The sequence below is a fragment of the Acetobacterium wieringae genome (assembly GCF_001766835.1).
Lineage (GTDB): Bacteria > Bacillota > Clostridia > Eubacteriales > Eubacteriaceae > Acetobacterium > Acetobacterium wieringae.
Genome location: NZ_LKEU01000031.1, coordinates 92,167 through 117,390, shown reverse-complemented (window position 1 = coordinate 117,390; position 25,224 = coordinate 92,167). Strand labels below are relative to the sequence as shown.

Here is a 25,224-nt window from a genome sequence, read left to right as displayed (position 1 = left end):
CTGGTTTATATTTTCTATTGGGGCAGCTGATCCAGACCTTTTCGGCCCTGTTTTAAAACCAGCACCATGTAGAGAATGGCTGCCGCGGCGCCAATCAGATAAGAGAGGATATAACTGTTGGGGTTGATGCCTATCGTCGGGCCCAGTCGGGGTTCGAGACCCAGACCAATCGGGGCATGGCAGATATAAGAGATCACGATAAAGGTGTAAAACATCCCCGGGAGCAGGGTAATCCAGAAAATCTTGTGTTCAGTCATTAAATAAACCGCCGCCATCGCCAGGGCGAAGATCGCCACAAACTGGTTGGTAAAACCAAAATACTGCCATAACAGATTAAACCCATTGGGGGCGGTCTTGGCAAAAACCAGAATCACAACCGCTGGGACAAAAATTCCCAGAGTTGTCAGCAGTCGATTTTTGATGACGGTCTGATCAATGTTGAAGGCTTCTCCGACCATCAGTCGCAGCGACCGAAAGGCGGTATCGCCGGAGGTAATCGGTAGCACGATAACCCCGAGAATGGCGAAGAACGCCCCAATCGGGCCCAAAAATTCCTGGGAGATCAGGCCCACCATGGCGGTGGCGCCGGTACTGAAATCGACACCGCGACTAAACAGCACCATCGCCCCGGCCGCCCAGCACATGGCGATAAAGCCTTCCAGGATCATCATGTTGTAAAAGGTCCCGCGCCCCTCTTTTTCGGCAGTAATGGTCCGCGAAATCAGCGTCGACTGACTGCCGTGAAAGCCCGAGAGGATGCCGCAGGCGACGGTAATAAAGAAGACCGGAATAAATTGCTGACCCAGGGGATGTTGGGGCAGGGTCGACCAGGACAGGTTCAGGAGATTGACACCACCATCCATCATGATGCCGGTAAAAACCCCCAGCGCTGAAATGATCAGAATAGCCCCAAAAATTGGATAGACTCGGCCAATTATTTTATCGATGGGGAAGAAGGTGGCGATTAAATAATAACCAAAAATGACCGCATAAACGATCCAGATGGTGGTGTTCTGGGCACCGGCATCCTTATTCAGAATATCCCTGGCAATCAGATCGCCGGGGGTGTAAATAAACACCACCCCCACCAGAAAAAGCAGCAACCACAACACCAGGGTATAAAAACGCTTGATCTGCGGGCCCAGATACTTGCCCACCAGCCGGGGCATCTGGGCGCCGCCGTTGCGGATCGAGATCATCCCGTTGAAGTAATCATGAACCGAGCCAGCCAGAACGCAGCCGATGGGAATCGTAATAAAGGCCAGCGGGCCGAACAGAATCCCCTGGATCGGTCCCAGCACCGGGCCGGTCCCGGCAATGTTGAGCAATTCGATTAACTGGTTTTTCCATTTGGGCATGGCCACAAAATCGACCCCATCGGCCTGGCTGATCGCCGGCGTCTGGCGCGTATCCGGGGCAAACACCTTTTCGACCAGTTTGCCATAGAAAAACCCGCCTAGAATTAAAATTAATAGTCCGATAATAAAGGTAATCATGATGCCTCCTCTGCAGTTGTCAGGCTTTTGTCGTAGAAAAAAAGCCCTAAGCTCAACCACGGTTTCATTTTAACATTGCGTTAAATCGCCGTCAATCCGGAATACTGCCCTATGTACGGATAGGTTGGTTCAGGTGAAGGCGGCGTAAGTTAAAATCCCCAAAAGTTTCCATTGCATCCGAGGTGATGGGGGTGTAAAATCGGACTTAGATTGAAAAATGAGGAGCGTGTTATGAAAATAAAAATTACCGCAATTGTTTTATCGGTTTTGGGGATAGTGACGCTGGCCGGTTGTGCCGCCGCAACCACTAACACCAGCAGCGAGGCTGCCGCAGCTAAAGAGGAGACCCTCTTCCAGGCATCGACGATCAATTCCCTGCTGGCCGGGAATTACGATGGTTTTATGACTTTTGGGGAATTAAAGCAGCATGGCGATGTCGGCATCGGTACCTTCAACGCCCTGGATGGCGAGCTGGTGATGATCGACAATACGGTCTACAAGGTCAAGGCCAGCGGTGCCGTGGAGGAAGTTCCAGACACCGATACCACCCCCTTTGCCGCAGTTACCTACTTTGACGAGGATGCGACTAAATCACTGGGACCAACCGCCAGTCTGGAAGCCCTGGAGCAGGAACTGGACAAAATGATAACCGACCCGAAGGCCTTCTATGTGTTCCGGATCGACGGCACCTTCAACACCATCAAAGCCCGTTCGGTGCCCAGCCAGATAAAACCTTATCCGGTGCTTTCTGAAGCCGTCAAAAACCAGTCGATCTTTGACTATCAAAAGATCAGCGGTACCCTGGTCGGCTTGTGGTGCCCGGCCGATATCGGCGGCTTGAATGTCAAAGGCTACCATTTTCATTTTATCGCAGATGACCGCAGCAAGGGCGGCCATCTGCTTGATGTCAGCTTTGACAGCGCCACTGCCTTTGTCGATCAAACCGACGGCTTTTTCATGACCCTGTCGCCATCCACCCCGGAAGGAACCGTAACGGATGCCGACTCCGCCATCGATGCTGTCGAAAAATAACCAGATTCGAAGCTATCTTAAAAAGACACTCGTAGGAGTGTCTCAGACTGTCAAAAAAGATAACCTAGTACCGACAATTGTTACATCATTTTGTCCGCATCGGAGCGGACACGGCATCGCCTGTCCGATTCCGCAGCGTACAACAGATTAACAAGGGTCTGACCCCTTGGTCATTGGTCGGCACGGGAGTTTATCGACAACCTCAGACACTCGCGGGAGTGTCTTTTTTGTGCTCAAGATCCCGGTTCCCGCAGGGCAGTACAGAGTCGGGTGATGCCGGTGGTGATTTCGGCAAAGGTTAGGTGAGCGTAGCCGAGGAGGATGTCGCTGCCGTAGGGTGTTGTGTTGCCAAAAACGTAGTTTTCAATGGGATAGACCCGGACTTGTCGGCCATTAATGCGATCGATCAGTGGGGGAGCAAAAACAACGCCGTTAAAACGGACAACCATGTGCAGCCCGGCGGCATGGCCTTTGATTTCAAATTCAGCCGGATAACAACGGGATAATTCAGCGATCAGGTGCTGGCGTTTTTTAGCATAGATTTTTTTCATCCTCCAGATGTGTTTTTCCAGCCCACCGCTTTCAATAAATTCGGCCAGGGCGTACTGGGTCAGGGCTTCGGTATGAACGTCGGAATATTTTTTAAGCTCCAGGTAAGGTTCGATCAGTTGATCCGGGAGAATCAGATACCCCAACCGGATAGCCGGGGTGAGGATCTTGCTGAAGGTCCCCAGGTAAATGACCCGGTCAGGACTTAGCTCATAAAGGGATGAAACCGGCTGGCCTTCAAAGCGGAATTCACTGTCATAGTCATCCACCAGCAGATACGTATCATTGGCGATGGCATACTGGATCAGTTTCTGACGGCGTTGGATCGGCAGGATGCCACCCAACGGATATTGATGGGAAGGGGTCGTATAGACAAAGGCCGGGTTCGGATGGGCGTTGAGGCTATCAGTCAACAGACCCTGATCATCCACCGGGATCCCAATTAAATGGAGTTTTGCGCGCTCAATAATCTGGCGCAATCCGGGATGGGTGGGATCTTCAATCAGGACCGCTTGCCGCTGATCCTGAAATAACGCGGCGATCAGGGCCAGACCCTGGGTCGAGCCAGAAACGATCATAATCTGGTCGGGATGACAGGTGAGTCCCCGGGTGCGTCGCAAATAGGCGGCAATCGTCTGGCGCAGCCTCATCACCCCGGCGCTGGGATGATAACGAAAAGCGGCTTCAGGAATCTGATCAAGACTGCGCTGATAGGCTTTTTTCCACGCCGACAGCGGAAACCGGGACGAATCAATGACGCCGGACTGGAAATCAATCACTGCGGATGGCGGTGCTTTTGTTGCGATCATCGTGGCAGCGCATTTTTTCGTAGCGGTGTCCGGGGGGATCGAAAATACATCAATGCCATTGGCGACCACCGTCCCCGATCCATGATTTCCAATCAGGTAGCCCTCGGCAATCAATTGATTGTAAGCTTCCAGAACGGTGCTGCGGGAGATCCCCAGATCAGTGGCCAGCTGCCTGGTTGATGGCAGCTTCTCGGCCGGTGCCAGCTGGCCGTTTAAAATCAGGTGTTTGATCTGCTCATAAAGCTGTCGCATCAAGGGGCGGTCATTCTTTTTATCAAGATTAATCCACATTGCGTTCCTCCAAAAGTGGTTTGCTAAAAAAACCATTTAAGTGGTTATTTACAAACCACATCAATCTGGTAAGATTTTATCATAATCATATAAAAGAGAAAAGAGGATTATTATGGGAGAAAAACTCCGCGCCTATGTGGATTTGACAGTGGCGATGGCAATCGCCGGCAGTGCGGTTGTGGTCAGTAAAATGATGGTGGCAAGGGTGCCGGTTTTTTTTGCCACCGAACTGGGGATTGCCATCGGGCTGGTCTTTTTGCTGCTGGTCACCTTTGTGATTAAAAAAGAACACCACCGCCTGGATAAAAAATCCGTGGTGGTATTGTTGGGTCAAGCCCTGGCCGGGATTGTGTTCTACCGGGTCTTTATTTTCTGGGGGCTACAGCTGACATCAGCCGCTAACAGCGGTTTAATTTCCAGCTCTGGACCGGCCATTGTGGTGATTCTGGCGTTTTTTATTTTGAAAGAGAAGATCTCAAAAAAAAACGCCATCGGTCTGGCGTTTGTTATTGTCGGATTACTCTGTATCAACCTCTTCACCTATTTTGCGGAAGGGACCCTTGACAGCTCGGTGCTGGGGAATTTTCTGATTCTGATTGCCGTTATTGGCGAGGGCTTATTTTCGGTGCTCAGTAAAATAAAGTGCATCCCGATGTCCTCGGTATACCGGACAACACTGGTGGCGGGAATGGCCTTTATCTGCTTACTGCCCCTTGCCATCCACGACGCCTGGGGCTATCCGTTTGCCAAAATGTCGCTTCAGACTATTTTGTGTATTGGCTATTACGGGATCTTTGTCTCATTTATATCGTATGTCCTATGGTTTCGGGGGATTGCTAAAGTTGCAGCCAGCAACGCGGCGATCTTCATTAGCGTGGTGCCGGTCAGCAGCATTATTCTGGCTGCCATCCTGCTCAATGAAAAAATCCAGCTCAGTCATCTGCTGGGGATGATCCTGATCGTCTGCGGCATTCTCATCGCCACCCAAAAATCGCCAGCGAGCGCCAGCAAAATACCTGTTCCAGAGCTAAAAAACATTACGGCTGAAACGATCGAAAGCGATTGATCCCGCGATTAGTGCCGTTTGCCAGAATAACGGCGAAGTTCAACCGCAATCACGGAGGTTTGCTCGAGGATCTGCTGATCAAAGCTGAAATCGTCCCGGCCGGTCTGCTGTTTCATAATCGCCTGTAAAGCCTCAGCCTTTGCCGCGGCATCGTCCAGAAAAACCGCCTGACCGGTGCCGATAAAACTTTCAAAATAGCAGCTGTAATCACAGCCCTTTTCGCCGCTGATCAGCTCTTTCATCTGATCCATCTCGATACAGACCTGGTTATTCTGTTTCAGGATCTCTGTTTTGCGGCCTTCCCTGGCACAGTGCAGAAAGATGGTAATGACGGAATCATCCTGGCGATAGCCAAAATTCAGGGGCACCACATAGGGTTGGCCGTTGTCCACCATGGCCAGCCGGCACACCTTACAGCCGTTAATAATTTCAATAATCTCCGTTAGTTTGGTTACTTCCCGATTTTTACGTCGCATTTGTTTCCTCCATTTGTTTTTATTTAATCATTAAATTGTAACTTATCGTACCGATTTTGATGTTGGCAGTCAAGCAGCTATTTCTGATTCGTATCATGACTATTCTTGTGTTTATCGTGAAAGAAGTTTATAATTAAGAAAAAATTATAGTTATCGAGGAGGACGAGAACCATGGCGAGTCACCGTAATTCCAGCGAAACAAAAGCCTCCAGTGAAATAAAAGCACTCAAAGCAATCCTGTGGGTCTACATCATCCTCTGCCTGATCATTGCCGGGCTCAATTTCGGCTATGTCAGTCGGGCTACCCCGGAAGTGGCCGCCTTTATCGCCTGGCTGTGGGGTTTTTATGAAAACTGGGTCAAGACCAGTTTTATTGTTATTGGTAGCTTTCTGACCCTGCGGATTATTGGCGCATCCGGGCGGACTGAGATGCGCAAACGCAATCTGACCGGTTTTATCGTGATGGCTTTGGTCGTTCATATTGTTGGGCCGATTCTTTTAGATAATCAGGAACTTTACTTTTTTGCGATGCCACTTCCCTGGACCACCATCCCCTTACAACTGATGGACCCCAACACCGCCTTTTATCTCAAATACCTGCCGGTCTTTGGCCTCACTGGCATCGCGCTGGCGCTGGCCTTTTATCTGCTTATCACCATCGTTGTTCTGGTCGGAACGCTGCTTTGGGGACGGCGCTGGCAGTGCGCGACACTGTGCCTGTTCAATGGTTTTGCCAGTGAGGTTTTTGATCCGGTAATGCCCTTGCTGGGAACCCGGAAAAAGCTTAAGGCCCGCGGCTTAAAAGTGTTTGCCATCCTGCGTTGGCTGTTTCTGGCAGTCGCCATCGGTTTTACCGTCTACTGGGTGCTCTATCTGTTGGGTCTGCCGCTGGCCAACAGCGAGACAGTGGCAAAAATCGAAACCTATAAATACCTCGCCGCTGAACTGTTGATGGCGATGTTTTTCTGGGTCGCCTTTTGCGGTCGCGGCTACTGTTATTATTGCCCTCTGGGAACGGTGGTGGGCCTGCTTGGCAAGCTGGTTGGTCAGCAGATCACCACCAATCAGAGCAACTGCATCCAATGTGGCCGCTGCAACGTTGCCTGTCCAATGGCCATCGATTTAAAATCCCGTGCCGCCACCGGCCTTCCGGTATCCGAGCTGCGCTGTGTCGGTTGCGGTCACTGTGTCGACAGCTGCCCCACCAAGACCCTAGCATATTCAACCCGGTTTCTCGAGCGCTTTAAAAATAAAAAGTAAGAGAAAGAACGAGCTAATAAACTAACCCCGTACCGACAATTGGTCGGTACAGTATCTTACAGCAACCTCAGCAGGCCGTCGGACGATCCGCCGGCCTGCTTTTTTATGCTTTTTACTGAATATTCAAGTAAGTTGTTCATAATGGGGTATGAAAAAAGAGAAAACGACGGAAAGGCACAGCAGCAGTGAATAAAAATTTGAGTAGGAGGCAAGAACATGGCAGAAATTTATGTTGATGTGAGAGGCGAAACCTGTCCGGTTCCTTTGGTAGAAATGCGTAAAGCCGTCAGAAGGGCGCAACCGGGGGATGTCATTGCGATTACCGGGAACAATGCCGCCTCGAAAAAAGAAATCCCGATGGCCGCCGATGCTTTGTCGCTGGCAGTCACCAGCATTGAAGAACAGGACGGCACCTGGACCATAAAAATCCAAAAGTAAAGGAGGCTTTTTCATGGCGGACAAAACAACCATTATTGTTCAGAGTGGTGATATGGATAAACTGTATAGTGCTCTGATTGTGTCCAATGGCTCACTGGCGATGGGGATGGAGGTATCCCTGTATTTTACCTTCTGGGGATTGCTGCGCCTGAAAAAAGGCGGCCTGGAAAAAGGGCCTTTATCGAAAATGCATTTTCTGGGCTTGGGAAAAAAGATGATGCTGGGACGGATGAAAAAAAATAATGTCGCTTCCCTGGAACGGCTGATGGCTGATTTTAAGGAACTGGGGGGCAAAATCATCGCCTGTGAAATGACCATGGACATCATGGGTTTAAAACGATCCGATCTGATCGAAGACATCATTGACGACTATGGGGCCGTCGGAACCTACATCCAGGAAGCCCGACAGTCAGCGATTACCTTGTTTATCTAAGGGAGGAACTCATGGAAAACGTGTATTACTTGGATAACGCCGCCGCTACCCGGCTGGATGAGCAGGTGCTGGAAGTGATGAAACCGCTATATTTTGACCGTTACTCGGTGGCGACCTCGGAATTTGGTTATTCGCTGGGGGTTGAGGCGAAAGAGGCTCTGGATGATGCCAGAACCAGGCTTGCAAAGGCCCTGGGCGCCAACAGCCAGGAGTTTATTTTCACCTCCGGCAGTGCCGAGTCCAGCAATTTGGCTTTAAAAGGGGTTGCCAAGGCCTTGGGGGCAAAAAAAGGTAAACACCTGATCGTCTCCAAAATTGAAGACTTTCCGGTGCTGTACAGCGCCAGAACCCTGGAAAAGGAAGGCTTCACCGTCGATTATCTGGACGTTGACGGGGAGGGGCTGGTTGACCTCGAAAAACTTCAGGCGCTGATCAAACCCGAAACCATTCTGGTCTCGGTTCAGCATGGTAATCAGGAAATCGGCACCCTTCAGGATATCAATGCGATCGGCAAAATCTGCCATGATCAGGGGGTCCTCTTTCACACTGACGCCACCCACACCTTTATGCGGGTGCCTCTGGATGTCAACGCCATCGCCGTAGATCTGATCACCGTCTCGGCTCATACCCTGCATGGTCCTAAGGGGATTGGCGGACTCTATGTAAAAAAGGGTACTGCTCTAGCTAAAATAATGGATGGCGGTTTTCAGGAGTTTGACCTCCGCGGTGGGATGGACAATATTCCCGGTGCGGTCGGCTTCGCCAAAGCGGCGGAACTGGTGACGGCGGATGAAAACATCCGGCTGGCAGCAATGCGGGATCACATTATCACCATGGTGAGCGAGCAGATCCCCGATGTTATCCTAAACGGTCATCCCCGGCAGCGGACGCCCCAAAATGCCAATATCACCTTCCATTATGTGGAGGGGGAATCGATCACCCTGCATCTGGACATGTATGGCATTGCCGTCAGCACCGGTTCGGCTTGTTTTAGCCGCTCCCTGGAAGCCAGTCATGTGATTGCCGCCATCGGTGGTGACCATGAGCGGGCTCACGGCTCGATCCGGATGACGGTGGGTCGCTTCAATACCATGGAAGAGGTGGTTTTTGTGGTGGAAACGCTGAAAAAGGTGGTTGAGAACCTGAGAAAAATCAGCCCCCTGGGAAAGGAATAGGAGGAAATAACAATGGCAAGTCCTTATAACGATCTGGTCCTGGAACATTTCAAAAATCCCCGCAATACCGGGCGGATTGAAGATCCCGATGGCAAAGCAACCGAAGGCAGTCCGGCCTGCGGCGATATGGTGTCACTCTATTTAAAGGTCGATCCCGAGACCAAGGTGATCGATGATATCAAATTTGAATCTTACGGTTGTGCCTCAAACATCGCCACCGGTTCGATTATTACCGAACTGGCCAAAGGCAAAACCATTGATGAAGCCAAAAATATTACCTGGCAGGAAGCCTCGGAAGCCCTGGGCGGGCTGCCCAAAATCAAGGCTCATTGCTCGGTGCTGGCAGTGGAGGTGTTGCGCTCGGCAATTCAGAATTATGAAGAAAAGCACGGCCTGGTTACTGAAAAGGTCGCCACTACCGAAGAAATTGTCAGAAAACGCTTAAAGAAGGTCATGAATCCGATCAAAGGCCTGGATATGGTGGCTACCCATCTGGTCAAGGAAATTGATATCACCGGTGGCGTGGTTCGGATCGTCATCGATCTCCCCGAAACCCATCAGTTTGCCAACGCCATCAAAGAAGATGCAATCGAAAAAATCGAATCCCTCTGGGATATCGATCAAGTCATCGTCGAGTTTACCGACTGATAATTGATCGGTACGGTAGTTTATCGCCAATAAAAAAGAGCAACCCTGTTAAAGCGTTGCTCTTTTGCCGCTAACGGGCAGTTTTTGAAACAGCAATAATACTTAAGGTCAGAGCTGCGGCGCCCATTACCAGGGCAACCATACTGGATACAAAAGCGGCTACTTTCATCGAACTACCTCCTTATTCGTTTTTTTCAGTTGTTTTCAATCCTCGTCGTAAAAACCGCTCATGGAATAATCTTCAAGCGCTTCCAATAAAAAGACCAGACTTCCGGTCATGCTTTCGGCGGTGGTAACGACAATTTCTTTTTCTTCTTCAGTCAGCTCCATGAATTCTTCTTCAAGATCACATAGGCGCTTAATTAGAAATAATAATTCTGTTTTCATAGTTCTCCTGTCCACTGTCTTTTCTAATTATAATACTATCGGCTTAGCAAAGAAATTGCAAGAAAAATTGTACTTAAATGGTTTAATCGATGCTTTTCAGCAGTCTTGGGCCCGGCTGACGATGATTTTCTGCCATAAGGATGGGAAAACTGCTATAATAATCTTATCGCAGACAAAGGAGAAAACGCAATGAGTAAAACAAAATGGCCGGGATCGGTTTTACTGGCCCCGGTGCCCCCGGTGTTGGTAACCTGTGGCGAGGCCGCATCAGAAAATATCATAACGGTGGGATGGACCGGGGTTCTCAATACCAAACCGCCGATGACCTATATTTCGCTGCGGCCCAGTCGTCTATCCTACGAAATCATCGCCGCCACCCGGGAGTTTACCATCAATCTGTCCACCGTGGCGCTGGTCAGAGCCGTCGATTTCTGTGGGGTGCGTTCCGGCCGTGACATCAATAAATTTGAACGGATGGGTTTAACCACACTCCCCGGCGATACGGTAAAGTGTCCGATGCTGGCGGCCAGTCCCTTAAGTATGGAATGTCGGGTCAAAGAAATCATCCCACTGGGCACCCATGATCTGTTTATGGCCGAGATTCTGGCGGTCCATGTGGCGGACGCCCTGATTGATGAGGGCGGCAAACTCCATCTGGATCAGGCCGATCTACTGGCCTACGTCCACGGCGAATACTTTGGGCTGGGCGAAAAAGTCGGCAGTTTCGGTTATTCGGTTCGCAAAAAGAAAAAGAAGAAACGACCCGCACAGCAAAAATAAACCTCAAACGATGGGCGTAAACCCATCGTTTGAGGTTGTCGAGAAATACCGTACCGACCAATTATCAATCTATTGTTTGCTTGCGCCATGCGAAATCCGCTACGCTCCTTTCGCCTTGGTCGCGGGCAGTCGCCAACTATAAGCAAGCTTATGATTGGCTCGTTGCCTGCGCGCAGAATCGGACAGGCGATGCCGTGTCCGCCCCGATGCAAACAATCAGATTATTAATTGTCGGTACTGGGTTATCAATTGGTCGGTACGGCAGTCTACAATCAAACCCTTTTATAGCTTGGTAATCCAGCCTTCGGGTCCGGCCAGATCGCCCAGTTGGATGGCGGTGAGGGTATTGTAGAGTTTTTTGGTCACCGGGCCCACTGCGGTTTCGCTGTAGAAAACGTGCAGCCGGTTGTGATGGAAAATGCCGCCGATGGGGGTGATTACCGCAGCGGTGCCGCAGGCGCCGGCTTCGGTAAAGATATCCAGCTCGTCGATGAAAACATCCTCTTCGGATACGGCCATCCCTAAAACATGTTCGGCCAGATACAGCAGCGAGTATTTGGTGATGCTGGGTAAGATCGAAGGGGAAGCGGGGGTGACAAAGCGGTTGTCTCTGGTGATCCCAAAGAAATTGGCGGCGCCGACCTCTTCAATTTTGGTGTGCGTCGTCGGGTCCAGGTAGATGCAATCGGCAAAACCTTTCTGAACGGCAATTTCATGGGCCAGCATCGAGGCCGCATAGTTGCCGCCAACCTTCTGTTGGCCGGTGCCGTTGCAGGCTGCCCGGTCATAGTCGGAGACCATAAAATTAACTGGCGTCAGCCCACCTTTGAAGTAAGCGCCGACGGGCATACAGAAAACCGTAAAGATGTATTCATTGGCTGGTTTAACCGCCATGCTGTTACCGACCCCAATCATCATCGGGCGGATATACAGCGAGCCGCCAGTACCATAGGGCGGAATATAGGCTGCATTGGCCTTGACCACCTCGAGGCAGGCTTTGATAAAGGTCTCTTCAGGAATAACCGGCATTAACAGCCGTTGGCAGGAATCCTGAAAGCGTTTGGCATTCTGGTCAACCCGAAACAACTGAATCTCGCCGGCTTTAGTCCGATAGGCCTTCAGTCCTTCAAAACACTGCTGCCCATAATGCAGACAGGGAGCTGCTTCACCCAGATGCAAAACATTATCTTCAGTCAAAACCCCTTCATCCCACTGCCCGTCTTTCCAGAACGACAGATAGCGATAATCCGTTTTGATATATTCAAATCCCAATTGATCCCAATTAATTTCTAATTTTTTAGTCATTTTTAGCTCCTTTTTAATATCTATCCTAATTGATTGCGAAATTTGAAAGAATCGAACAAACTATACTTTGTTGTTGGTTTCACAAACTATTTCGTAACGTGTCGGCGAACAGTACAAGAAAGTGTTGTGCGCCCTAGTGTAGAAATTGTTTGGTGTAACCGACAGCGAAGCCCATGGTAGTTTTATAAATTCAGACAACCTGTTCTGCTTCCCTAGACAAAGGACATCACCAGGCCCATGATACAACCCAATAATCCGCCCAGCCAGACAATGGCATTGAGTTCCTTACGCATGATTTCCAACAGCATTTTTTCAAAAGTCAGGACATCGTAGCCGTTAATCTGATCTTCAACCAGTTTTGACAAGTCCAGGGCGTGTATTAAGACGCCGATATTTTTGTCGATCAGTTGATGATAGGTCGAAATAACCCAGGCGACAAATTCCGGAATCCGGTCTTCGTATTCAAGATAAAGGTCACAAAGCCGTTTATCGAGCAGATTAGTGCTTTCTTTTTCAAAGATGTTATCGAGAATATTCTCGCCTTTTTCAACCACCATCCGTTCGATGATTTCAGCCATTTTAACCTTGGCAGAACTGATCAGATTTTCATTGATCAGCATCGCAAACATTGAACCTTGGAGATTGCTGACAATTTCGGTGACGGCGATTTCTGATAAGAGCGGCCCAAGTTCCATTTTGACCATCCGTTCATAAGAGAAACCGACCACTTTTTTCGTCACATCTGTGATGATCAGCGCACCGCGTTCGGCGCCGGAAAACGAGTAAAACAGCTCCCGCAGGGTTTCGTCGCTGGTGCTTTTTTTAGCAATCAGGCCATTGACGGCGATGGTGATCTTGTCGTCCATTTCCGGGGACAGCAGACCATTTTTGATGACGTCCTCATTAAGCAGATTGTTGGCCACCACGTCGCCCAGTGATTTGGCGATACGGGGTTTTTCTTTAGGGATTAAGCCCGGGGTAAAGGGTAAGGTCAACCCGAATACCTTGATGGCGTTTAAGGGGCGAAAGAGCATCCGAATCGCGATGCCGTTGGTGATCAGTCCGATGATGCCGCCCAGTAACGGACCGATAAAGAATGATAAATCCATGATTTCCTCCTGTCATGCCTTTTAATAGTTAGTTAATCAGAAACGGAACGTAAATCTTACGTCACGTTCGCAATGAACGCTTCCATTGTAACTAGTGTATATTTTAATCTTTTTAAAACATGCTGTCCAGTGGAATCATGAAAACCAGTAAGAAATGCATGATTTACTGGTATTTATGATTGTGTTTACTTTAGCAAGCTGATACAATAAAGCAAGAAAATTTTTGGAAGCAGAGGGAAATGATGAAAAATGAGAATTTAAAACGGTGGATCTACCTGTGTGTTGGAACCATCATGCTGTTGTTTCTGGGATTATTGTATGCCTGGTCAATTTTTAGGGCGCCGCTGAACAAGGTCTTTGAAACGTGGACGGTAACAGACTTATCACTAAATTTTACCATCTCAATTATCTTTTTTTGTATTGGTGGTTTTGTCAGCGGACAATTAACCCGCTTGATCAAAAACCGGACCATTGTTCTGATCGCGGCAGCGATGCTGTTTATCGGTTTCTTCGGGGTCTCGAAAATCGATCCGAGTCAACCAGAACAAAGTCTGATGATGTTGTATATCTTTTATGGGGTACTTTGCGGAACCGGCGTTGGTATGGGCTATAACTCAATTATTAGTGCGGTTGTACCCTGGTTTTCTGAAAAAGCTGGTTTGGCGTCAGGAATTTTATTAATGGGCTTTGGACTTGGCGGTTTGATTCTGGGAACGATGATCAGTTCTCTAATTGGCGACGTCGGCGTTTTGAACACTTTCTTTTATCTGGCGATCATGGGAGCAATTGTGATGGCTCTGGGCTCCTTCTTTATAAAAAAACCGGTAACTGCGGCCAAAAAAGCGGTAGCTGTTGCGGGTGAGACCAGCCAGAAAAAAGAATATACAGCCAGAGAAATGTTAAAAACCGGCGTATTCTGGACTTATTTCTTCTGGGGGATTATGATTACCGCATCGGGACTGCTGATTATTGGGAGTGCAGCAACCATTGCGGTGGCCTTTGGTGCACCGGCCCAGTTGGGGCTGTTGGTATCCGTTTTTAATGGTGGCGGTCGTGTTGTGATCGGAACGGTGTTTGACAAAATGGGCAGAGCGAAGGCTATGGGAATCAATACCATACTTCTGCTGGTTGCTGGCGTTTTCTTGTTTATGGGTGCCACGATGAATAATGTTATTTTCATCTTTATCGGGCTTTTATCGGTTGGGGTTACCTATGGTGGCGTGCCAGCTTTATCCTCGGTGGTGATCAATTCCAGTTTTGGTTCAAAAAATTATCCCCTTAATTTCAGCTTGTCCAATTTTTTACTGGTACCGGCGGCTATTATCGGACCAATGATCTCCAGTTATTTACTGCAGAACTCTGGCGGTAGCTATAGTTCGACCTTTATTGTAATTATAGTCTTCGCTGCCATTGCTTTGGTGCTGAACCACATATTAGGGATACAAAGTAAAAAACTAAGCCAGGCTTCAATTATCGCAGTGGGCGAGAATTAAGCACCACCTGCGGTCAGCAATTGGCCAAATTAAAACCCAAATTAAGGATGAGCTGTTAAAATTTGTCATAAGAATGAATGAATTTGGAGGGCAAATATGGAGCTGAAGGATAAAATTTTAGCTTGTATGGAACAGCATGGAGCGCCGATGACTGCTGGCGAAGTTGAAAAAGCCTTGAAGGTTGATCGTAAAGAAGTTGATAAAGCCTTCAAACAGCTAAAAAAAGAAGAAGCTATTGTCTCCACGGTGCGCTGCAAGTGGGAACCAGCCAAAAAATAACTAAAAAGAAAGGGAAACCTTTCTTTTTTTTCGAGCAGACTGGCTTTTGAGAGGTTTATTCGCTATACTGGTAGCAGCTATAATTGTTTGCAAGGGGTGCGGTGCCTCAATTAACTGAAGAAGGACAAAAAAGATGAAACATTTTATTGAATTTAAAGATGTACATAAGCGCTATCATATGGGGGAGGTAACCATTAATGCCGCTAACGGGATCAATTTTTTTATTGATGAGGGCGAATTTGCAGTGGTTGTGGGCCCCAGCGGAGCTGGTAAAACAACGGTTCTTAATATCCTGGGTGGGATGGACGATTGTGATGAAGGCCATGTGATTGTTGGCGAAAAAGATGTTGCGGCCCTAAACCGTCGGGAGTTGGCCGAATATCGGCGTTACGACACCGGTTTTGTTTTTCAATTTTATAATTTGATTCAAAATCTCACGGCGGTTGAAAACGTCGAGTTGGCGACCCAGATCTGTCATGATCCGATGGATGCCGAAACAGTTTTAAAAAGTGTCGGCCTGGCAGAACGACTGGGAAATTTTCCTTCGCAGCTTTCCGGAGGCGAACAGCAGCGGGTGGCGATTGCCCGAGCTCTGGCTAAACGCCCCAAACTATTGCTTTGTGATGAACCGACCGGAGCACTGGATTATAATACCGGCAAGAATATTTTAAAACTGCTCCAGGAAACCAGCCGCAAAGAAAAGATGACGGTAATTCTGATCACCCATAATCAAGCCATTACGCCGATGGCCGATAAGGTTATTATCATGAAAAATGGTCAGGTTCAGAAGAGTTATCTCAATGAAAAGCCCTTATCTGTTGACGAGATCGAATGGTAGTCGGCTCACTACCCTCCGGGGCGCGCTTGCGCTTGATGGGTTTGCACTGGTAAAACTCCTGGGTCAGGGGCGCTTTGGATGCAGCTATCTGATATCCCGGGAAGATCAGGACTACGTTGCTAAAATATTTCACCCCAATGATGTCAAGCGCCGCAAAAGAAAACTGAACTGGGAAATTAAGTTTCTTAGAACCATCGACCATTCAGCCATTCCCAAATTGATCCAGGTCATTGATCGGGATGGTTGCTTTGGATTGGTGATGCAAAAAATGCCGGGGCAGACCCTCGAGGATTGGCTTGCGTGTGACTATGCCTTTGGTAAAAGCGAAATCGCCATTATTTTTTTTCAATTAATTGCGGTTATGGATTATCTGGCAGACCTTGGCATCAGCCATCGGGATATTAAAGCTGACAATATTTTATGGACCGGTGAGCAGTTGTCGCTGATTGATTTTGGTTCGGCCAGAAAGATGGTGTCATTAGATGCGCGCTTTAATCCGGACTTTTGGGGGATCGGTGATGTTTTTATGCGTCTGGCATTAAGCTGCGACGAAATTGCCACAAATCCCAATAACAGCGGGATTGAACAGTTTGATCTGACGGAGGAAGAGCGTTTGGTCATTAAGCGGTTGCTGTACATTGAAAAGCCCTATCAGAATTTTCGGGTTTTAAGAGCTGCCGTTAAACAGCACTGGACATAAAGAGTCCCATGACAAACAGGGTTGGGAATCGCTCCAAGTCTTGAGCAGTCATACACAAATCTATAAGAAAGGGGAGTGCCTGAGAGCTTTGAATGAATTCACCTATTATCTGCCCATTCTATTAATTGTAACCGCCAATGTGTTTTATAACATTTGCACGAAATCAACACCGGAGACGGTCAATCCTTTTTTATCACTACTGGTTACGTATCTGGTGGCAGCCTTATTGACGTTGATTCTGATGCTGGTCAATGGCTTGGAAGAGGGAATCGTTCAGTCGGTTAAACGACTGAACTGGACCAGTTTTGCCTTGGGGATTTCAGTTGTTGCCCTGGAATTTGGTTACATTACCGCCTATCGGGCTGGTTGGAATATTAGCCTGGGGTCGCTGGTTGCCAATATCTCATTGGCGATCTTACTGATTCCCATTGGTATCTTGCTATACAAAGAGGTTTTGACTACCAATCATCTGGTGGGCATTGCACTTTGCCTGGTAGGTTTATTCTTTATTAATCGATAATTAAATTTATATAAGGAGACGGATGCCGGATGCAGTTTACAACAGCATATTTTGAAGAGCTCTGGTTAAGTGACAACCAGAAAAAAGAACCAACTGCAGAATTTTGGGACTTTCGGGCGGAGGAATACAATCTTTCATCGTCAACCGAAGACGCTCAGTTAAATCGTAAAGACACGGTTCAGGTCTTGGTTGACAAAGGGATTATCACGAGTGACACAACGGTCTTGGATATTGGTTGTGGGCCGGGACAATTTGCAGTTGAGTTGGCAAAAAAAGTTAAAAAAGTGGTGGGGCTGGATTTTTCTAAAAAGATGATCCACTATGCCAGAGAAAATGCGGCAGCTGCGGGGTTAGAAAATGCCGAGTTTATTCACTCGGATTGGGACAGCTTTCACTATCTGGAATCCTTTGATCTGGTGATTGCCAGCATGTCACCGGCGATTTGCAAACCGGAGCATCTTTATAAAATGATTGGCGCCTCCAGAGGGTTTTGTTATCTGTCATCGTTTGTGGAGCGCCATAGTTGTCTGAAAGAAACACTCTACACACTAACAGATCAAAAGTATATCCGACAGTTTAATAAGCTGAACTATATTTTTAATATTTTATGGACGAAGGGGATTTTCCCAGAACTGACATACGAAACGGGGATTCACAAGCGGGTTTTCCCACTGGAAAAAGCAAAGGGGATCTATACCCGGGAACTTGCTGTTTTAGATAATCCGGATCAGCTGATGATGGTTCATCAATATTTGGGAAAAGTGGCAAAAAATGGCGTGGTGACCGAAACATTGCAACAACGAAAAGGTGAACTGATCTGGGAAATAGTTTGATGTAGAATAAATATGTCCGCCATTTTATTGCTAAATGGCGGACATTTGAAATGGACAGTATCAATCCGAAGTGGAAAAATTCAGCTTTGTGATGCGGGCTTGGGAAATTCGATGGAAGACGATTAATGATCCAATCAGTAGTCCGACCGAGGTTAACCAGGTCAGCGGAAGATTTCCATAGCTCAAACCAGCTACCAGATAACCGATAAAGCTGCAGGCGGCCACCAGCATGGCATAAAGCATCTGGGTAGAAACGTGCGAAATATGATCGCAGCCGGCCCCGGTTGAGGAGAGGATAGTGGTATCTGAAATGGGTGAACAATGGTCGCCAAAGACAGATCCCGCCAGTGTCGCTGACAAGGTTACCACCATCAGTTCTGGGGCAGTGTATTGGGAAATCATAACAACAATCGGAATGAAGATCCCAAAGGTACCCCAGGCCGTTCCGATGGAAAAGGACAAGAGGGCCGAAACCAGGAAAATCATAGCTGGAATCAGCCCCACTGGAATACTGCTGGATTTAACCAGTTCGCCAATAAAGAGGCCGGTACCCAGCAGATCCTGACACAGGGCACCGATGGTCCAGGCAAGGGTTAAAATAATGTAGGCCGGAACCATGGTTTTGATTCCTTCGCCGATGCCTCCCATAAAGGTTTTAAAATCAATCAGTTTACGGGGGATAAACAGCAAAAAGGTCACAACCAAGGCCCAGAAGGCGCCCATTACCAGTGCTGCAGATGCATCACAATTGCCAAAGGCTTCCGATAAAGTTAAGCCTTCACCAGACCAGTAGCCACCGTTTTGGAGCATCGAGAGAATTGAAAAGGCAATCAGTGAGCTGATTGGAACAATCAGATCCCAGATCGTGCCCTTGCCATCCATCAGGATTTTTTCTTCCAGTTCAGTATCCAGAGCACCCAGTTCGCCGGTTTCGGTGGCTCGCTGTTCAACCCGGGCCATTGATCCGAAATCCAGATTGGTAACAGAAATAATAATAACCATCAAGATACTTAACAAGGCATAAAGATTGTAAGGGATTGTTGCCACGAAAGCACTCAGTTCATTTTGGAAAGCTCCCGTTTCATATAGTGTTGAGCCGACAGCTGCTGCCCAACTTGAAATCGGGGCGATGATGCAGACTGGTGCTGCAGTGGAATCGATGATGTAGGCCAGCTTGGCCCGGGAAATCTGATATTTGTCAGTGACCGGTTTCATAACCGTGCCAACAGTGAGGCAGTTAAAATAATCATCAACAAAAATAATAACGCCCAGAGCACTGGTGGCCAGTTGGGCACTGCGGCGGGATTTAAGCTTGGTGGCGGCCCAGTTGCCATAAGCCCGAGAACCTCCGGCAATGGTTACAACATAAACCAGGGCTCCCAGCAGCCCCAAAAATAAGATGATATTAAACTTGCCCGGTTCACCAACGGTTTCAGCCATCAGGCCAAAAGCAACCGTACCCATTTCAACCAGACCGCCGCCAATGCTAACGACATAGATTAGGGTTCCGGATAGAATTCCGATTAGCAGGGCGGAGATAACTTCTTTCGTAATCAACGCCAGAACAATGGCAATCATTGGTGGAATAATGGACAAAATGCCCACATCGACTGTTTCAAACAATTTTTTCTCCTCTCATAAACATAATATTTCAGATAATTGCAAAAAGTTCATAAATACGTTTCACCGTTTGATATTACCTGACTTAAATTTTTCAAACAGGGTGTAGTCTATCATAATTGATTGCGTTAATCAAATGCGCTTTTTAGAATAATTGTTGGAGCGGGGCGATGGGACTGAATATTTATTCTGGGACGGGGACTGTACAAGCTGATAAGAATCATGTAAGATAAGGTGTGCTAAAATGAGTTAGGCAGTTTAAAAATTATAAATATGAGGAAATGAATGAATAATTATATCGAAAAAAATATTTTGCCCCTGGTGACAAAACCAATCACCTATCTTGGTAATGAGGTGAACGCAGTCCATAAGATTCCGAGTCCGGAGATGATTCGTTTTGCCTTTGCTTTCCCGGACACCTATGAGGTGGGAATGTCTCATTTGGGCATGAAAATACTCTATGGGTTACTCAACGAAGAAAAAGATGTCTGGTGTGAGCGGGTCTTTGCGCCCTGGGTAGATATGGAAGAACAGTTGCGTCAGCATGATTTGCCATTATATGGCCTGGAATCAATGCTGCCCTTGAACGTCTACGATATTGTGGGATTTACACTGCAATATGAAATGAGCTTCAGTAATATTTTAAACATGCTGGAATTAGGAAAGATCACCTTGCGCAGCGCTTTGCGGGAGGAAGACGAGCCCTTTGTGATGGCCGGGGGCCCCTGCGCCTATAACCCGGAGCCACTGGCTGATTTTATTGATCTTTTTGTCATTGGTGAAGCGGAAGAGGTGATTCTTAAAATTATGGCTGCCCACCGGGAATGGAAAAAAGCTGGTGGTAACCGCCAGGACTTTCTAAAAAGGGCAGCTCAGATTGACGGGGTTTATGTCCCGGCATTTTATGCGGTCAGCTATGATAAGCAAACCGGGCTAATTACCGCCTTTTCCCCGATTGTCAAAGAAGCACCACCAACGATCCGCAAGCAATTTATTGAAAACCTTGATCAGGCTTACTTCCCGGAAAAAATTGTAGTATCCTATACCGAAACTGTCCATGATCGGATCAGTTATGAAATATTCAGAGGCTGTGGCCGGGGTTGCCGTTTTTGTCAGGCTGGGATGATCTACCGCCCGACCCGGGAAAAAACCGTGCCAACTATCCAGGCAAAAATCAAAGCGCTGATCGACGCCACTGGCTACGATGAGGTTTCACTGTCATCGCTCAGTACTGGTGATTACAGCGAAATTGAAGCCCTGATTAAAAACCTGGTTTGTGATTATGCGGATGGAAAAGTCAGTATTTCCTTGCCATCACTGCGGATTGACTCCTTAAGCATTGAGATGTTGGAAGAAATCCAGAAAGTTCGCAAAACCGGTTTGACGCTGGCACCAGAAGCTGGAACCCAACGGATGCGGGATGTCATTAATAAAGGTGTTACTGAGGAAAACCTGCTTGACACGGTACGAACGGCTTTTGAAAAGGGCTGGGGACATGTTAAACTGTATTTTATGATTGGTTTGCCGGGGGAAACGCTGACAGATATCGAAGGCATTGCGGATTTAGGGCAAAAAGTTGTGGATGAATACTTTAAAATTGATCGGGAAGTCCGCAACAAAAGTTTGAAAGTCGTTTTAAGCACCTCTTCCTTTGTGCCCAAGCCATTTACACCTTTTCAGTGGATGGGCCAGAATACCCGGGAAGAATTTAAACAGAAACAACGTCATTTAAAAGCCAGTATTAAAGATCGCAAGATTTCCTACAGCTGGCATGACAGCGGGGTTAGCTTCTTGGAAGCAGTCTTTGCCCGGGGTGACCGTCGTTTAGGTTCGGTGCTGGAGATAGCCCATCAAAAAGGTTGCCGCTTTGATGGCTGGGGCGAATGCTTTGATCTGCAAAAATGGATGGATGCTTTTGACGAGGCCGGGGTTGATCCGGATTTTTATGCTTTACGAAACCGGGACTACGAAGAAATTCTGCCCTGGGATTTTATCAATACTGGCATTACCAAGGACTTTTTACAAACCGAAGCAAAAAAAGCCGAGACAGCTTTAACAACACCGTTTTGTCCCGATGCATGTTCGAATTGCGGCATTATGGAATTCAAGAAAGGATGGAAATGCAATGGTTAAAATTCATTATCAGTTTAAACGCTCAACCCCGCTGCGTTTTTTATCCCATCTGGATCAACAACGATTGTTTCAACGGGCGTTTCGCCGGGCGAATATCCCGGTTGCATACTCCCAGGGTTTTAACCCCCATCCCCGGATGTCATTTGCGCTGGCGATGTCGGTGGGTTTAACCAGTGACGCGGAGTATGGTGAGGTGATTGTATCTACGGACATCGATGTGGACACCTTTATTCACCGGATGAACCAGGCACTACCGAAGGGTCTTGAAATTATTGCTGCAAAAATCTGCGGTGAGGGGGTCGAATCCCTGTCGGCATCGCTTTATCAAAGTGACTATCGGATTCGCATCAAGGTCATGCCAGAAACGGATTTAAACGAATTGGCAGCATCTGTGCGCATGTATCTGGAACTTCCACAGATTTTGATCCAGAAAAGAAATAAAAAAGGAAAATATGTACAAAAAAATATCCGACCCTTTATTGAATCGATTTCGGTATGTGCAGACGCCGAAATCGATCATGTCAATGTAAAGATGACGCTGATTTATATCGAGCAGCAATGTGTCAAGCCGGAACAGGTCTTAGCGAGTTTCAACGATCAAATCAGAGCGGTTTTTGTGATCGATCCGACGATCGAATTACATCGGGAAAAACTGCTGCTTAAAGTCGATGCTTAAGGTTTACAAAAGAAATAAAAACGTTTACAAAAAATGCCTTTACATTTCAAAGAAACGTGCTATAATTTAGCTAAATCAAAGATCAACACGATCCTTTTCACAATTGATTAATAAGATCATTGAAAAGTAAATAAACCTTAACAGCCGATAAGATTAGAAAGATGGTGATTTGTTTAGAGATAAAAATTAAAATAACCCGAATGGATGAATAAGATTTTATCGATTGTCATTTCCAAAGATGCAGCAGTTCTTAAAACCAAATTGGGTAGGCGGCATCGACATTGATGGCCTGATTAATTGGCGATCGGTATTTAATTATGGACGTGAGCATCACTTTTTAAGTGGTGTGACCATAAAAATAATAATGGATCAACGATAATTAACCACATAATGGAAATGACGATTTGCCACTGAAACGGTAAAAATTTGAATTGAATAAAAAACTATCCTGAAGAATTTTGCCAGTTAAGCGTTTATTACTTTTAGAAAAGTGAAGAAGTGGATTTTTGGTGAAATGAAAGGGGTGAGTCCAAAAGGAATGACATCTGAAATCGAAAGCTGAAGCCGGTTCTGCATTTATTGTGGGATCGGCTTCAGCGTTTTTTGCGGTTAATTAATTATTTTAGTATAAAAATGTTAATCCAGTAATTGTATTATACTTTATAACTACAAAACATAGAAGGTGAGGATTTGCAATGAAATCATATGTATTAATTATTATGAAACCCGATGCGTTGGAGACGGAATTAGTTGAACCGATTATAAAACGGTTTATCGAGCATGACTTCAGGATCGAGATGATCGGATATAAGAGCGTCAGTGACGACTTGATCTTAACCCATTACGCCCACGTAGTTGAAAAACTGGGAGAATCGTTTAAAAAAATGGCCATCACAGCTTTTGCTGGGAAAGCAATGATGCCCATTATTCTTAGTCAGGACGGGGAAAATGCCATCGGCAATGCCCGGGAATTAACGGGCGCCACCGACCCGGCCCGGGCTGAACCGGGAACGATTCGGGGTGATCTGGGAACCGATTCCTTTGATAATGCCGACCGGGAAGCTCGCTGCTGTAACAATCTGATCCATTGCAGTGATTCAAACGAAGCTCTGCTAACCGAACTTAAACTCTGGTTTGCGCCGGAAACCTATCAACTCTTTGCGTCGCTAATCCAAGTGCTCAATTGAATTCGAGTGATTTACCGGGCAGTGCTTCCGGATTGGGTTAAAATATCTATGGAAATGACAATAATTACCTCTTGCCTGGGCTTAAGATAGGCTTAAGGTAAATACTTGTCATTTAGAATGTTTAGTATTGTGAAGCAAGATAAATAATGATAAAATGATCCCACTATAATTTTAAGGGGGTTAAGATGAATTTTTCGGAAATTATTGCAGCTGTCAACAATTTTGTTTGGGGACCTGTAATGCTGGCGTTACTGATGGGAACCGGGATCTTTTTGACAGTCCGGTTAAAGTTTCTGCCATGGCGAAACTTGGGTTATGCATTGAAATCGGTTTTTGCTAAGCAGGATCCATCAAAAAAAGATTCGAGTGGGGATATTTCACCCTTCCAGTCTTTAATGACGGCACTGGCAGCAACCATCGGTACCGGTAATATTGTTGGTGTGGCAACGGCCATGGTACTGGGGGGACCCGGAGCGCTGGTATGGATGTGGATCAGTGCATTGTTTGGCCTTTCCACCAAATATGGCGAAAGTGTTCTGGCGGTTAAATACCGGGAAACAAATTCAAAAGGTGAAATGGCTGGTGGGCCGATGTATGCCATGAAAAATGGTTTCAAAAATAAAACCATCGGTTCGATTCTGGCGGTGCTGTTCTCAGCTTTTGCGGTGATCGCTTCTTTTGGAATCGGTAACATGACCCAGGCAAACTCTATATCGGGGGCCGTGTTGGGAACCTTTGGTATTCCCACCTGGATTACCGGGGCAGTCATTACGATTCTGGCCATTGTAGTGCTATTAGGGGGAATCAAAAGTATCGGTCGTGTTTGTGGTATTTTTGTACCATTCATGGCGGTATTCTATTTTGTGGCCGGAATCTTAGTTATTATTATTAATTTTGAAAACCTGCCTGCCGGTCTGGCTCAAATCTTTACAATGGCTTTTTCACCCACAGCGGTGGCTGGTGGGGTTGGCGGTACGGTGATTGCCAGCATGCTCAGCGCCATGCGTTGGGGAGTTGCCCGGGGGGTTTTCTCCAATGAAGCCGGTTTAGGTTCGGCGCCAATTGCGGCAGCCGCTGCTAAAACTGATCATCCTTCCCGTCAAGGTTACATTAACATGACCGGAACCTTTTTTGATACCCTGGTTGTCTGTTCCATTACCGGTCTGGTAATTGCTTCTTCCGGCGTTCTGGGTACCATGACCGAAGCTGGCAAACTGCTCAGTGGTGCTGCGCTAACCATTGCCGCCTTTGAATCGGCATTAGGTCCGATCGGCGGATACATTGTCACTATTGGGATCATGCTGTTTGCCTTCTCAACCATTTTAGGTTGGGAATACTATGGAGAAAAATCGCTAGAGTATTTAATTAAAGCGCCGATGGCAGTAACAATCTATCGTTTGTTTTACAGTCTGGTCGCGTTTGTCGGCGCCACCACTGCTCTGCAGATTGTCTGGGATTTCTCGGATACCATGAATGGATTAATGGCAATTCCTAATCTGATCTCATTACTGGTTTTAAGTAATGTCATTGCCAAAGAGTGTTTTGATTATGAAGATAAAGTAATCAAACCGGAACGCGAATTGCGAAAATTGGGAAAAAAGGCAGTTATTGATAACGAATAGTAACTTGCCTAAAATGCAATAAAGTGTCCGCAGTCAATGGATGATCTCAACGAGATCCAAACTGCGGAC

Annotated in this window: 25 protein-coding genes; 18 read left to right on the top strand and 7 right to left on the bottom strand. The window is 47.1% G+C overall.

What is annotated here, in order from left to right; translation table 11 throughout:
* Nucleotides 1-14 precede the first annotated feature (14 nt).
* Nucleotides 15-1,496 (bottom strand): carbon starvation CstA family protein, encoded by a 1,482-nt coding sequence (locus ACWI_RS10900; RefSeq protein ID WP_070371466.1) that lies wholly within the window; start codon nt 1,494-1,496, stop codon nt 15-17.
* A gap of 231 nt (nt 1,497-1,727) precedes the next feature.
* On the opposite strand from ACWI_RS10900, the gene budA reads away from it, so the two are divergent.
* Entirely contained in the window at nt 1,728-2,528 is an 801-nt protein-coding gene (gene budA / locus ACWI_RS10895) for an acetolactate decarboxylase (protein WP_084633637.1), read from the top strand.
* Between the two features lie 233 nt (nt 2,529-2,761).
* Here budA and pdxR read toward each other — a convergent pair whose 3' ends face one another.
* Entirely contained in the window at nt 2,762-4,177 is a 1,416-nt protein-coding gene (gene pdxR, locus ACWI_RS10890) for a MocR-like pyridoxine biosynthesis transcription factor PdxR (protein ID WP_070371464.1), read from the bottom strand.
* 112 nt (nt 4,178-4,289) lie between these two features.
* Between pdxR and ACWI_RS10885 the strand changes: the two genes are divergently transcribed.
* Complete coding sequence (locus tag ACWI_RS10885; RefSeq protein WP_084633636.1) at nt 4,290-5,243, top strand: DMT family transporter; 954 nt, start codon at nt 4,290-4,292, stop codon at nt 5,241-5,243.
* Between the two features lie 8 nt (nt 5,244-5,251).
* Here the strand turns inward: ACWI_RS10885 and ACWI_RS10880 are convergent, their stop codons facing one another.
* Entirely contained in the window at nt 5,252-5,719 is a 468-nt protein-coding gene (locus ACWI_RS10880) for a pyridoxamine 5'-phosphate oxidase family protein (RefSeq protein WP_070371463.1), read from the bottom strand.
* Between the two features lie 171 nt (nt 5,720-5,890).
* Here ACWI_RS10880 and ACWI_RS10875 point away from each other — a divergent pair, with 171 nt between their 5' ends.
* From ACWI_RS10875 to ACWI_RS10855, 5 genes are all read left to right on the top strand, one after another.
* Nucleotides 5,891-6,979 carry a 4Fe-4S binding protein gene (locus tag ACWI_RS10875; RefSeq protein WP_070371462.1) on the top strand — a complete coding sequence of 363 codons (1,089 nt, stop codon included), beginning with the start codon at nt 5,891-5,893 and terminating at the stop codon, nt 6,977-6,979.
* A 216-nt stretch (nt 6,980-7,195) separates the two neighbouring features.
* On the top strand, nt 7,196-7,417 hold the full coding sequence (locus ACWI_RS10870; RefSeq protein ID WP_070371461.1) for a sulfurtransferase TusA family protein: 222 nt from the start codon (nt 7,196-7,198) through the stop codon (nt 7,415-7,417).
* A gap of 13 nt (nt 7,418-7,430) precedes the next feature.
* The gene (locus ACWI_RS10865) at nt 7,431-7,850 is read left to right on the top strand and encodes a DsrE/DsrF/DrsH-like family protein (RefSeq protein ID WP_026393244.1); all 420 of its coding nucleotides are present in this window, start codon (nt 7,431-7,433) and stop codon (nt 7,848-7,850) included.
* An 11-nt stretch (nt 7,851-7,861) separates the two neighbouring features.
* The gene (locus tag ACWI_RS10860) at nt 7,862-9,025 is read left to right on the top strand and encodes a cysteine desulfurase family protein (RefSeq protein WP_070371460.1); all 1,164 of its coding nucleotides are present in this window, start codon (nt 7,862-7,864) and stop codon (nt 9,023-9,025) included.
* Nucleotides 9,026-9,037: 12 nt separating this feature from the next.
* Entirely contained in the window at nt 9,038-9,673 is a 636-nt protein-coding gene (locus tag ACWI_RS10855; RefSeq protein WP_070371459.1) for an iron-sulfur cluster assembly scaffold protein, read from the top strand.
* A gap of 204 nt (nt 9,674-9,877) precedes the next feature.
* Here ACWI_RS10855 and ACWI_RS10850 read toward each other — a convergent pair whose 3' ends face one another.
* Nucleotides 9,878-10,060 carry a hypothetical protein gene (locus ACWI_RS10850; RefSeq protein ID WP_026393241.1) on the bottom strand — a complete coding sequence of 61 codons (183 nt, stop codon included), beginning with the start codon at nt 10,058-10,060 and terminating at the stop codon, nt 9,878-9,880.
* Between the two features lie 189 nt (nt 10,061-10,249).
* On the opposite strand from ACWI_RS10850, the gene ACWI_RS10845 reads away from it, so the two are divergent.
* Entirely contained in the window at nt 10,250-10,840 is a 591-nt protein-coding gene (locus ACWI_RS10845) for a flavin reductase family protein (RefSeq protein ID WP_070371458.1), read from the top strand.
* Between the two features lie 282 nt (nt 10,841-11,122).
* On the opposite strand, the gene ACWI_RS10840 is transcribed toward ACWI_RS10845, so the two are convergent.
* Both ACWI_RS10840 and ACWI_RS10835 read right to left on the bottom strand, forming a co-directional pair.
* Nucleotides 11,123-12,163, bottom strand: a complete 1,041-nt coding sequence (locus tag ACWI_RS10840; protein WP_278278296.1) for a branched-chain amino acid aminotransferase — start codon at nt 12,161-12,163, stop codon at nt 11,123-11,125.
* A 194-nt stretch (nt 12,164-12,357) separates the two neighbouring features.
* A complete protein-coding gene (locus tag ACWI_RS10835) occupies nt 12,358-13,254 on the bottom strand; it encodes a DUF445 domain-containing protein (RefSeq protein WP_070371456.1) in 897 nt (298 codons plus the stop codon).
* 239 nt (nt 13,255-13,493) lie between these two features.
* Here ACWI_RS10835 and ACWI_RS10830 point away from each other — a divergent pair, with 239 nt between their 5' ends.
* The 6 genes from ACWI_RS10830 (at nt 13,494) to ACWI_RS10805 (ending at nt 17,917) form a co-directional block, all read left to right on the top strand.
* On the top strand, nt 13,494-14,747 hold the full coding sequence (locus tag ACWI_RS10830) for an MFS transporter (protein ID WP_242871615.1): 1,254 nt from the start codon (nt 13,494-13,496) through the stop codon (nt 14,745-14,747).
* Between the two features lie 96 nt (nt 14,748-14,843).
* Complete coding sequence (locus tag ACWI_RS10825; protein ID WP_070371455.1) at nt 14,844-15,026, top strand: transcriptional regulator; 183 nt, start codon at nt 14,844-14,846, stop codon at nt 15,024-15,026.
* A 133-nt stretch (nt 15,027-15,159) separates the two neighbouring features.
* A complete protein-coding gene (locus ACWI_RS10820; RefSeq protein WP_070371454.1) occupies nt 15,160-15,864 on the top strand; it encodes an ABC transporter ATP-binding protein in 705 nt (234 codons plus the stop codon).
* The gene (locus ACWI_RS10815) at nt 15,827-16,564 is read left to right on the top strand and encodes a protein kinase family protein (protein WP_070371453.1); all 738 of its coding nucleotides are present in this window, start codon (nt 15,827-15,829) and stop codon (nt 16,562-16,564) included. Before ACWI_RS10820 ends, ACWI_RS10815 begins: the two co-directional genes overlap by 38 nt.
* Before the next feature lie 88 nt (nt 16,565-16,652).
* Nucleotides 16,653-17,084, top strand: coding sequence for an EamA family transporter (locus ACWI_RS10810; RefSeq protein ID WP_070371452.1), 432 nt, complete (start codon nt 16,653-16,655; stop codon nt 17,082-17,084).
* A gap of 29 nt (nt 17,085-17,113) precedes the next feature.
* The gene (locus ACWI_RS10805; RefSeq protein WP_070371451.1) at nt 17,114-17,917 is read left to right on the top strand and encodes a class I SAM-dependent methyltransferase; all 804 of its coding nucleotides are present in this window, start codon (nt 17,114-17,116) and stop codon (nt 17,915-17,917) included.
* A 60-nt stretch (nt 17,918-17,977) separates the two neighbouring features.
* On the opposite strand, the gene ACWI_RS10800 is transcribed toward ACWI_RS10805, so the two are convergent.
* Complete coding sequence (locus ACWI_RS10800) at nt 17,978-19,540, bottom strand: Na+/H+ antiporter NhaC family protein (protein ID WP_341465153.1); 1,563 nt, start codon at nt 19,538-19,540, stop codon at nt 17,978-17,980.
* 282 nt (nt 19,541-19,822) lie between these two features.
* Between ACWI_RS10800 and ACWI_RS10795 the strand changes: the two genes are divergently transcribed.
* The 4 genes from ACWI_RS10795 to ACWI_RS10780 all read left to right on the top strand — a co-directional run bounded on the left by ACWI_RS10795 (nt 19,823) and on the right by ACWI_RS10780 (nt 25,155).
* The gene (locus ACWI_RS10795) at nt 19,823-21,670 is read left to right on the top strand and encodes a TIGR03960 family B12-binding radical SAM protein (RefSeq protein ID WP_070371450.1); all 1,848 of its coding nucleotides are present in this window, start codon (nt 19,823-19,825) and stop codon (nt 21,668-21,670) included.
* Nucleotides 21,663-22,346, top strand: coding sequence for a TIGR03936 family radical SAM-associated protein (locus tag ACWI_RS10790; RefSeq protein WP_070371449.1), 684 nt, complete (start codon nt 21,663-21,665; stop codon nt 22,344-22,346). Before ACWI_RS10795 ends, ACWI_RS10790 begins: the two co-directional genes overlap by 8 nt.
* A gap of 695 nt (nt 22,347-23,041) precedes the next feature.
* Nucleotides 23,042-23,533 carry a nucleoside-diphosphate kinase gene (locus ACWI_RS10785; protein WP_070371448.1) on the top strand — a complete coding sequence of 164 codons (492 nt, stop codon included), beginning with the start codon at nt 23,042-23,044 and terminating at the stop codon, nt 23,531-23,533.
* Between the two features lie 185 nt (nt 23,534-23,718).
* Nucleotides 23,719-25,155, top strand: a complete 1,437-nt coding sequence (locus ACWI_RS10780) for an alanine/glycine:cation symporter family protein (protein ID WP_070371447.1) — start codon at nt 23,719-23,721, stop codon at nt 25,153-25,155.
* Nucleotides 25,156-25,224 lie beyond the last annotated feature (69 nt).